Origin of the sequence: Pantoea sp. UBA5923, from assembly GCF_002431095.1 — a bacterium.
GTDB lineage: Bacteria > Pseudomonadota > Gammaproteobacteria > Enterobacterales > Enterobacteriaceae > Pantoea > Pantoea piersonii.
In genome coordinates this window covers 578-861 of the sequence record NZ_DJDN01000058.1, presented here as the reverse complement: position 1 = coordinate 861, position 284 = coordinate 578, and the positions used below count along the sequence as shown (strand labels likewise).

The 284-nt window shown below is 63.4% G+C and carries 1 protein-coding gene; it reads left to right on the top strand.

Annotated features, from left to right (window positions below; all coding sequences use genetic code 11):
- Positions 1–284 (top strand): ATP-binding cassette domain-containing protein (locus tag B3797_RS13885; protein WP_311791376.1); only part of this gene is annotated, 284 nt, incomplete at both ends.

Genomic DNA, 284 nt, shown 5'->3' with positions numbered 1-284 from the left:
CGAAGTGGTCGGCGCGCTGAAGCGTCTGGATGAGGTTTACGCGCTCTACGCCGAGCCGGACGCCGATTTCGACAAGCTGGCGGCTGAACAGGGTCGTCTCGAAGAGGTGATTCAGGCGCACGACGGCCATAACCTGGAAACTCAGCTGGAGCGCGCCGCCGATGCGATGCGTCTGCCGGACTGGGATGCCAAAATCGGCAACCTTTCCGGTGGTGAACGTCGCCGCGTGGCGATGTGCCGCCTGCTGCTGGAAAAGCCGGACATGCTGCTGCTGGACGAACCGA